Annotated in this window: 11 protein-coding genes; 8 read left to right on the forward strand and 3 right to left on the reverse strand. The window is 66.2% G+C overall.

The annotated features are described in order from the left end of the window. The first annotated feature begins 32 nt into the window (after window positions 1-32). Window positions 33-569: a DinB family protein gene (locus M1B35_RS00435; RefSeq protein ID WP_268260888.1), complete on the forward strand. Its 537-nt coding sequence runs from the start codon at window positions 33-35 to the stop codon at window positions 567-569. Here M1B35_RS00435 and M1B35_RS00440 read toward each other — a convergent pair. Further along, window positions 558-881 carry a hypothetical protein gene (locus tag M1B35_RS00440; protein WP_123335789.1) on the reverse strand — a complete coding sequence of 108 codons (324 nt, stop codon included), beginning with the start codon at window positions 879-881 and terminating at the stop codon, window positions 558-560. The genes M1B35_RS00435 and M1B35_RS00440 overlap by 12 nt on opposite strands. Window positions 882-966: 85 nt before the next feature. Between M1B35_RS00440 and M1B35_RS00445 the strand changes: the two genes are divergently transcribed. Then, window positions 967-1,266 carry a YceK/YidQ family lipoprotein gene (locus M1B35_RS00445; RefSeq protein ID WP_268260889.1) on the forward strand — a complete coding sequence of 100 codons (300 nt, stop codon included), beginning with the start codon at window positions 967-969 and terminating at the stop codon, window positions 1,264-1,266. An 89-nt stretch (window positions 1,267-1,355) separates the two neighbouring features. Continuing rightward, entirely contained in the window at window positions 1,356-1,808 is a 453-nt protein-coding gene (locus tag M1B35_RS00450; protein WP_268260890.1) for a YceK/YidQ family lipoprotein, read from the forward strand. 24 nt (window positions 1,809-1,832) lie between these two features. Here the strand turns inward: M1B35_RS00450 and M1B35_RS00455 are convergent, their stop codons facing one another. Further along, window positions 1,833-2,606 (reverse strand): EAL domain-containing protein, encoded by a 774-nt coding sequence (locus M1B35_RS00455; RefSeq protein ID WP_268260891.1) that lies wholly within the window; start codon window positions 2,604-2,606, stop codon window positions 1,833-1,835. A gap of 220 nt (window positions 2,607-2,826) precedes the next feature. On the opposite strand from M1B35_RS00455, the gene M1B35_RS00460 reads away from it, so the two are divergent. Continuing rightward, a complete protein-coding gene (locus M1B35_RS00460; RefSeq protein WP_268260892.1) occupies window positions 2,827-3,831 on the forward strand; it encodes an AraC family transcriptional regulator in 1,005 nt (334 codons plus the stop codon). 55 nt (window positions 3,832-3,886) lie between these two features. On the opposite strand, the gene M1B35_RS00465 is transcribed toward M1B35_RS00460, so the two are convergent. After that, window positions 3,887-4,411, reverse strand: a complete 525-nt coding sequence (locus M1B35_RS00465; protein ID WP_123335781.1) for an SgcJ/EcaC family oxidoreductase — start codon at window positions 4,409-4,411, stop codon at window positions 3,887-3,889. 172 nt (window positions 4,412-4,583) lie between these two features. Here M1B35_RS00465 and M1B35_RS00470 point away from each other — a divergent pair, with 172 nt between their 5' ends. The 4 genes from M1B35_RS00470 to M1B35_RS00485 are packed head-to-tail and all read left to right on the forward strand — an operon-like array spanning window position 4,584 to window position 9,206. Further along, window positions 4,584-5,768, forward strand: coding sequence for a sensor histidine kinase (locus M1B35_RS00470; RefSeq protein WP_123335780.1), 1,185 nt, complete (start codon window positions 4,584-4,586; stop codon window positions 5,766-5,768). Continuing rightward, window positions 5,765-6,433, forward strand: coding sequence for a response regulator (locus M1B35_RS00475; RefSeq protein WP_123335778.1), 669 nt, complete (start codon window positions 5,765-5,767; stop codon window positions 6,431-6,433). The genes M1B35_RS00470 and M1B35_RS00475 overlap by 4 nt, the downstream gene beginning before the upstream one ends. After that, entirely contained in the window at window positions 6,430-8,757 is a 2,328-nt protein-coding gene (locus M1B35_RS00480) for an ATP-binding protein (protein ID WP_268260893.1), read from the forward strand. The genes M1B35_RS00475 and M1B35_RS00480 overlap by 4 nt, the downstream gene beginning before the upstream one ends. After that, window positions 8,754-9,206, forward strand: coding sequence for a response regulator (locus M1B35_RS00485; RefSeq protein WP_268260894.1), 453 nt, complete (start codon window positions 8,754-8,756; stop codon window positions 9,204-9,206). The genes M1B35_RS00480 and M1B35_RS00485 overlap by 4 nt, the downstream gene beginning before the upstream one ends. Window positions 9,207-9,290 lie beyond the last annotated feature (84 nt).

The raw sequence follows: 9,290 nt of genomic DNA on the forward strand, positions 1-9,290 counted from the left end.
CGTCAATGGCCCTGCCCCTCCAGGAAAAAACCGTGAACCGCACCGAGCAACTGTGCCTGATGGCCCGCTACAACCAGTGGATGAACCACCGCCTGTACAGCGCCGCCATGACCCTGCCCGACGCCGATATCAGCGCCGAGCGCCAGGCCTTTTTCGGGTCGATTCTCGGCACCTTGAATCACCTGCTGGCGGGGGATCGGGTCTGGCTCAAGCGCTTTGCCCAGCACCCGGCCAAGCACTCGGCTCTGGCGCCTCTGGACGACGTGGCGACGCCCGGGAACCTGCGCACTTTGCTGTGCAGTGACATCCGCGAACTGTGGCAGCAGCGTCAGTGGCAGGACCAGCTCATCCTCGACTGGGCCGCCAGCCTCAGCGAAGCCGACCTGGACCACGACCTGGAATACCGCAACATGCAAGGGCTGGCGGGCGCGCGAAACTTCTACAGCCTGCTGCTGCATTTCTTCAACCACCAGACCCACCATCGCGGCCAGGCCACCACCCTGCTGACCCAGGCAGGTGTGGACGTGGGTGACACCGACCTGTTGGCGCTGATTCCCTCAAGCCTCTGAGGTGGCCTGGGCCCAGCGCGCCCGCAACAGCGGCAACGCGCTGTGGCGCCAGAAGTCCGTAGAGACCTGGCCGCTGGACAGGCCGCCGTGGGCGAAGGGCTCGACGAAGAAGTGCCCCGGGGTGCTGAGGGGCTTGCCGGTCAGCCGGGCGAAGGCTTCGACAATCAGCTGTTCCAGTGCCTCGGCACTGGCGGGTAATGCCGTATCGGCAAACTGCTCGGCCATGGCTCGCCACAGATAGGGGTCGCCGCGTAATCCCCAGGGCATGGGTTCCTCGGCAAACAGCTGGCCAAGGGTGCTGTACCGCACCATGAAAAACTCCGGCATCGATTTATGAGCGAGCAATCTAGCCTCTGGCCCGGGCTTCTGCGACTATGCGCGCGGAAAAATCACCCCCTTGCTAAGGAATGGCATCATCAAAGCGCTCACCCCTCTGCTTCTCGCGTCCCTGCTATCCGTGGCAGGCTGCGGCACCCTGATCGCCCGTACCCCCAACTCTTCCAGTGGCTATGACTACTACCGGGGCACCCAGGCCAATGTCGAACTGCTGACCATGCGCGGCTCCAGCGGCTACGAAGGCTACGCCACGCTGTTCTGCTGGGTGACCATCGTCTGCCCTGTGGTGGCGATTGCCAGCCTGCCGGTGGACGTGGTGGCCGACACCGTCCTGCTGCCCTACGACGCGATGAATAACTGAAACGTCGCCCGCCACACGGCCTGTCCCATCACCGCGGAACCTTCATCATCAAAACCTTGATTAACAACCCCCTTATCAACAGAACCTTCATGTTCAGACTCTTCACCTCTGCACTGCTGCTCAACACTCTGCTGCTGTCCGGCTGCGGGACCTACATGGCACGTGGCGGCAGCATGGACTGGCGCGACGATCGCTATTACCGGGGCACCAAGACCAGTGCGCAACTGGTCACCGGCTACGACATGGGCTACGCGCGCATGCTCACCGGCGGCTGTTGGGTCATGGTGGTGTGCCCGATCATCATGATCGGAACCTTGCCAGGGGACATCGTGGTCGACACCCTGCTGCTGCCCTACGATGCCCTCCAGCCGGAGCGGCCCAAGCGCAACATGCACGTCAATATGAAAGACCACCCACCGTTGGAGCCGCTGGAAGGCGTGGAACCTTTGGAGCAACCCGGCCAGCCGGTCAGCGCCACACCCCCCCAAGCGCCCGTCGCCGAACAGCCGCCAGCGCCCCAGCCCCAGCCCCAGCCTGAATAAGCAACACCGGCCCTGGCCGCAAGCCTAGGGCTGATCCGCCACGCTGGGTTCCAGGCCCAGCCGCTGCAAGCGGCAAGGCTGGCCGAGACGGTCCACTTGCGGTCGGCCAAACAGGTAGCCCTGCCCCCACTCCCCGCCACAAGCGCTGGCCAACCCATGGTCGGCGACGGTTTCAATGCCTTCGATAATCACGCACGGCGCCAGGGTCTTGCACAACTGCACCAGGTGGCTGAGGGTCTGGGCGCTGTTGAGTTCGCCCCGGGCGCGACGCAGGTAGCCCTGGTCGATCTTGACGATGTCCGGCCGGGTGCGGCGGATGAACTCCAAGGTGCCCAGGCCCGAACCGAAGTCATCGATGGCTACCCGGCAGCCCAGTTCACGCAGACACAGCACAAACTCGATGGCCGCCTGGGTACTGGGGGGCGTGGCGCTCTCGGTGATCTCGATCACCAGCCGCGAGGCCACCGAAGGCTCATCACCTAGGCGCCGCAACACGTCGTGCCAGAAGCCATCGATGATCGCGCTCTGCGCCGAGATATTGCAGCCCAGGCGCAGCAGCGGGTCCTTGAGCAGGCACTCGATAACGCTGTGGACCACGCTGCGGTCCAGCTCGCGCATCAGTTGGTGCTTCTCCAGCATGGCAAAGGGGTAGACCCCGTCACCCCGGGCATCGACATGCCGCAGCAAACCCTCCTGGTACAGCACCCGGCTGCTGTCGGGCAGCCAGATCACCGGCTGGAAGGCCAGCACCAGGCGCCCCTGGGACAACTGCAGGTAAAAGTCGTTGACGCTTTGCATGGCAAATCCATTGGCGATGGTGGCGCGCCGGCAGATGCACATGGCACGGCGGTCGACGTGCGCATGATCGACCCTGGGTCACGCCCCTGGAAGTGTTCCCGGAGACCTTTCGTTTGTCCTGGGAACCCCACTCGCCTGCCGAATCGACTGCGCCCATTTGTTTATTGCAATCATGCGGCCCGCCTCACAGATATCACTTAGCCATCACCCAGGAATCACCATGCACAGAATGACCTGCGCCCGCTTTCAGGTGCTTGCCGACGTCATGCGCGAGGGCGGCGCCCAGCCCGACGCCTTGCTCAGGCAGTTCGGCAGCAACCCCCAGGAGGTTCATGGCAACCCCAAGGGCGTCAGGCTGGAACTGGTCTATCAAATGCTGCACGAAGCCACCCGCGTGAGCGGCAACCCCGACCTGGGGCTGCTGGCCTACGGCAAGGCCCACCCCGCCCACCTGGCGAGCCTCGGTTACGCCCTCATGTCCTGCGCCACCCTGGACGTGGCGCTGCAACGGATGGTGGAGTACCACTCCTTGACCAGTAACGGTTTGCGCCTGTGCCTGGAGCGCAAGCCCCAGGCACTGAAGATCATCGGTTTTGATGCCGCCCTGGGCCCGCCCCTGATGCCGCGGGCCTTTATCGATGCGGTCATGGCGCAGATCCTCGGCCTGGTGCACTGGCTGCTGCCCCAGCACAAACCCCGACCCCTGGCCGTGGCCTTCACCTACCCGGAACCGACGGACAGCCGCCCGCTGCGCCAGCTACTGGGCGATGAGCTGAGCTTCAACGCGCCCTATAACAGCCTGACTTTCAGCGCCGCGGATTGCGCCACGGCCCTGCCCACCGCCGACCCGGCCCTGGATGTGCTGTTGATGGAGTACGCCCGGCGTCACCTGAACCTGCTGCTCAACGACTCCATGAGCGCCCGGGTGCGGCGCATTCTCGCCGAGCGCCTGGCCCAGGGCGCGTCCGGTGGCCTGGAGCAAATTGCCCAGGTGATCGGGGTCAGCGCCCGCAGCCTGCAACGGCGCCTGGGCCAGGAAGACGTGCACTTCTCGGCCCTGCAAGACGAGGCGCGGCTGATGCTGGCCCACAACTTCCTGCGCAACTCGGCGCGCAGCGTCAAATACATCGGCGCGCTGCTGGGCTTCCGCGACCAGAGCAGTTTTCACAAGGCCTGCATGCGCTGGTTCGGCATGACGCCGGGGCGTTATCGAAGCGATTGCTGAGGGCCACAACGCACAACGCCGAGCAAAGGCTCGGCGTGGGCAGTCGGGCAAACGATCAGCGATGGCTGGCTTGCAGTTGCGGCTGCACTTGCGGCATGGCCGAAGAGTGGTGGTTGAGGATCTTCCACTGCCCGCCGATGCGCTCATAAAGGAAGGTGTAGCGCGCCTGCACTTGCTGGGTCTTGCCGTCGGCGGCGGTCAACGTGAAGGTGTAGACGCCGCTGTCCATGGCCGCGTCCGGGCCCATGTGGCGGATTTCACGGTAGTTGATCTGGCCCACCGGCTTGCTCGCCATGAAGTGCTCGAAGTAGTCCTGGATTTGCGCCGGGGTGCTGCGCACCTGGTTGGACACGGTCGGCTGCAGGATCGCGTTCGGTGCGTAGAGGCTCACCACGTTCTGTGGGTTGCCGGTCTTCAGGGCGCTGTTCCAACGGTCAAACAGCCCGGCGATTTCCCGGTCCTGGACATTCTGTGGCTGCTCGGCCACGGTGCGGTACACGTAAGGGGTGGCTTCAAGGGCCTGGGCCAGGGGTGCGCTGAGCACGGTGAACAGGGCCAGGGCAGTGATTTTCATGGTCATGGTCAGACTCCAGTTGGGTTTCAATGAGCCACACTTTGCCAACCGCCGCTTTCGCCGCCATCGGCCAACTGGAACCTTTGGCCTATGCCATTCGGCAGATAGGCTGCGACCCCAGCCACACGGTCTAATGCCCTGCCCCTTCGCGGGCCTGTCTTGAGAAGAGAACCCCTGCATGCAAAGCCCACCCCACGACCCCGCCAGTGCCCTGGCGATTCGCAGCCAATACCGTCAATCGCAAAGCCGTGCGGCGCGCCTGCGGCTGCTGGTGGACACCGGCCAGGAGCTGAGCCGGCTGGCTCCCGCGGACATGGGCCAGCGTGCCCTGCAACGGGCCTGCGCCTTCGTCGCCATGGACCATGGGGTGTTGCTGGAGTGGAGCGCCCACGGCCAGGCCCAGGTCCGCGCCCGCCACGGTGGCAGTGAGGGGCTGGCCGATCTGCACCGCCTGGCCGATCCCGGCGTCGCCGAGGCGCAATGGCTGGAGCCGGCCGACGGCGCCTTGCCCAACGTGCTCCAGGTGCCGCTGCACGCCGCTGACGGCCGGGCGTTCGGCGCCCTGTTGCTGGCCAACAGCGTGGCCCTCAGCGCGCCGGACCGCGAAGACATCGAGTCGCTGCAACTGCTGGCCACCCTGCTCGCCGCCCACCTGGAAAACAGCCGCCTGCTCGACGCCCTGCAAGCCCGCGAGCGGAGCATGTCGGAGCTGGTGCATCGGCTGTTCAGCGCCCAGGAAGACGAACGCAAACGGGTCGCCTACGACCTGCATGACGGCCTGGCGCAAACCCTGGCCGGCCTGCATCAGCGTCTCCAGGGGTTCGCCGGGCGCTGCCCGTCGTTGCCGCCGGAACTGGACACCGAGTTGCAGACCATCCTCGTTCTGGCCAAGGGCTGTGTCGGCGAAGGCCGGCAATTGATCGGCGGCCTGCGGCCCAACGTGCTGGATGACTTTGGCCTGCTGCAGGCCGTGGACAAGGAAGCCGACCGCCTGCGCGATGCCGGCCTTGGCGTGTCCTGGGGCGAACGGGGCGGCGAGCGCTTGCCGGGGGCCGTGGAGATCGCCCTGTTCCGCATTGCCCAGGAGGGCATCAACAACATTCTCAAACACGCCCGGGCCAACCAGGTGCAACTGAGCCTGTCCGTGCATGCCGGCCAGGCGCGGCTGGAGGTGCAGGACAACGGCTGCGGCTTTATCCTGCCGACCCGTTCGGAGTCCCGCGGCGTCCAATCCCTGGGCCTGGTGGCCATGGCCGAGCGCGCCAGCCTGCTGGGCGGGCATCTGGAGCTGACCAGCCGCCCCGGCGACGGCACTCGCCTGCACGCCTGCGTGCCCTTTCAACCCATTGGGGAAGCCCTATGAACCGCGTTTTACGCCTGGTGCTGGCGGACGACCATGAAGTCACCCGCACCGGTTTTGTCGCCTTGCTGGCCGGCAACCCGGAGTTCGAAGTGGTCGGCCAGGCCCAGGATGGCCAGGAAGCCCTGGCCCTGTGCGAGCGCCTGCAACCGGACATCGCCATCCTCGACATCCGCATGCCGGTGCTCAACGGCCTCGGCGCCGCGCGCCTGCTGCAACAGCGGCAGCCGCAGATCAAGGTGGTGATCTTCACCATGGACGACAGCCCCGATCACCTGGAAGCCGCCATCGGCGCCGGTGCCGTGGGCTACCTGCTCAAGGACGCCAGCCGTGACGAAGTGATCAATGCCCTGCAGCGCGTGGGCCAGGGTGAAGAAGCCTTGAACAGCGCGGTCAGTGCCCGCCTGTTGCGGCGCATGGCCGAACGCAACAGCAGCGGCACGCCTCAGGCGCAGGCGCTGACCCCCCGGGAGCGCCAGGTGTTGGGGCTGGTGGCCGGCGGCTTCAGCAACCGGGAAATCGGCGAGAAGCTGGGCATCACCACCGGCACCGCCAAGGCCCATGTGGAACGGGTAATCGGCAAGCTCGGCGCCGCTGACCGCACCCAGGCTGCGGTGCGTGGCATTGCCCTGGGCCTGGTGGCCCAACCCGGCGGGCAATGGCCATGAACCTGTTCACTGCCCGGCGCTGGGTCGACCTGCCCCTGCGCGGCAAAGCGCTGGTGGCGATCTCCCTGCCGTTGGTGGTGCTGCTGTCGTCCCTGGTGCTGATCTACATCGCCGAACGCCAGACCGCCCGCGCCGAAGAAGACGTGCGCCGGGTACTGCTGGTGCAGGGCGATATCCAGGCGGTGCACACCCTGCTGGCCGAGGCCGCGGCCAGCGTGCGCGGCTACCTGTTGACCCGCCGCCAAGACTTCCTGCCCGGCTACCAACAGGCCAAGCCGCAGATCGACGCGGCCCTGCAACGCCTGGACCGCAACGTGCGGGACACGCGAATGCGCGAATACCTGACGATCATCACCCCGCTGATCGACACCAAGCTTGAAGGCATGGTCGCCCTGCGCAACGGCAGCCGCGACGACACCGCCACGGTCACTGCAATCCTGATCGACAACAAACAGGTGCTGGACGTGCTGCGCGAGCAGATCAGCGCCATGCGCGTGCTCGAAGACGCGCTGCTCGCCGAACGCACCGCCGCCGCCACGGCCACCCGCACCCGGCTGCTGATGGCCACCTTGCTGGCAGCGATGAGCGGGGTGTTCGGGGCGATTGTCGCAGTGCTGTTCCTGTCCCGGGGCATCGTCGCCCGGGTCCAGCAAGTGCAAGGCAACGCCCAGCGCCTGGCCCTCGGCCAGCCTTTGTTGCCCCAGGCACCGGAGCAGGACGAAATTGGCCAGTTGGGCACCCGTCTGGTGGAGGCCGGGCAACTGCTGGCCGAGCGGGAGCGGGCCCTGCGCGATAACGAAGAGCGCCTGCGGCTGATCATCGATGGGGTCAAGGACTATGGGATCTTCGCCCTCGACACCGCAGGCCGGGTCACCACCTGGAACGTCGGTGCCGAGCGGATCAAGGGCTATAGCGAGCAGGAAATCATCGGCCGGCACTTTTCCGTGTTCTACCTGCCCGAAGAGTGCCCGCAGCACCCGGACATGGCCCTGCGCGAAGCCACCCGCGACGGCCATTACATGGAAGAAGCCTGGCGCTGCCGCAAGGACGGCAGCCGCTTCTGGGCCAGCGTGGTGATCACCGCGCAATATGACGCCAGCGGCGCCCTGCGCGGTTTCTCGAAAATCACCCGGGACATCAGCGACCGCCGCGTCGCGGAAATCGCCCTGGGCACAGCCCGGGAAGAAGCCGAAAGCGCCAGCCGCGCCAAGAGTGAATTTCTTTCGCGCATGAGCCATGAACTGCGCACACCGCTGAACGCCATCCTCGGTTTTGCCCAGCTTCTGGACATGGACTCCCACAGCACCCAGCGGCCCCAGGTCGGGCATATCCTGCGAGCCGGCCAGCACTTGCTGACCCTGATCAACGAGGTCCTGGACATCGCCCGCATCGAAGCCGGGCGCCTGCCGCTGAACGTCGAACCTATTGCGCTGACCGCCGTGCTGCACGAGGCCCTGACCCTGGTTTCGCCGATGGCCGCCGACGCCGGGATCGAGTTGCTGCCCCTGCCGCCCCTGGCAGCGGACGCCGGGGTGGTGGCCGACCATCAGCGGCTGATCCAAGTCCTGCTGAACCTGCTGTCCAACGCGATCAAATACAACCGCCCCGGGGGGCAAGTGCGGATCGCGGTGGAGATCGAAGGCACCCGCGCCCGGGTGCGGGTCTGGGACACGGGCCAGGGCATTCCCCTGGACCAGCTGGAGCGCCTGTTCACGCCGTTCGAACGCCTGAATGCCGACCCGAAAGTTGAAGGCACCGGGCTGGGGCTGGCGCTGAGCAAGAGCCTGCTGGAGATGATGGACGGCCAGTTGACGGTGCTCAGCACCCCGGGCGAAGGCTGCTGCTTCACCCTGGAGTTGCCGTTGAGCCGGGTCCAGGACCCGCTGGCGCCCACGCGTACGCTGCTGCCGGTGCTGCCCAGCCCGGCCCGGGCACAGGCCCACGAGTACCAGGGCAAGGTGCTGTGCATCGAAGACAACCTGTCGAGCCTGGCGCTGATCGAAACCCTGCTGCAACGGCGCCCCGGGGTGCAATTGCTGTCGAGCATGCAAGGCCAACTGGGGCTGGACCTGGCCCGCCAGCACGCGCCCCAGTTGATCTTGCTGGACGTCAACCTGCCGGACCTGACCGGGCTCGAAGTCCTGCAACGGCTGCGCGGCAGCCCGGCCACGGCACAGATCCCGGTGCTGATGATCACCGCCGACGTCAGCGACCTGACCCAACGCACCCTGCGCGAGGCCGGCGCCACGGCGATCCTCACCAAACCCATGAACATCCCGGCGTTTCTCGCCCACCTTGAGCAGCATTTACCGGAGCCCGTATGAAAGCCGATTTCCGCATCCTGATCGTCGATGACCAACGACCCAACCTCGACCTGATGGAGCAACTGCTGGCCCGCGAGGGCCTGGACAACGTGCTCAGCAGCAGCCAGCCGCTGCGCACCCTGGAGTTGTTCAACAGCTTTGAGCCGGACCTGGTGATCCTCGACCTGCACATGCCGGAGTTCGACGGCTTTGCCGTGCTGGAGCAGCTCAACCGACGCATCCCGGCCAACGACTACCTGCCGATCCTGGTGCTGACCGCCGACGCCACCCGCGACACCCGCCTGCGAGCCCTGGCCCTGGGCGCCCGGGACTTTATCAGCAAGCCCCTGGACGCCCTGGAAACCATGCTGCGGATCTGGAACCTGCTGGAAACCCGCGCCCTGTATAAAACCCTGCGCCAACAAATCCCCGCCGAACAGATCGAACTGCTGCGCCATCACCGCCCCTGAGCCACCCGGCCCTCCTCGTTCCCACCGGCCCCCTGGGCATGCAGCCACGGACACTCCGCGTCCCGCCCAGCCACACACTTCAAC

Origin of the sequence: Pseudomonas morbosilactucae (assembly GCF_023241665.1) — a bacterium.
Lineage (GTDB): Bacteria > Pseudomonadota > Gammaproteobacteria > Pseudomonadales > Pseudomonadaceae > Aquipseudomonas > Aquipseudomonas morbosilactucae.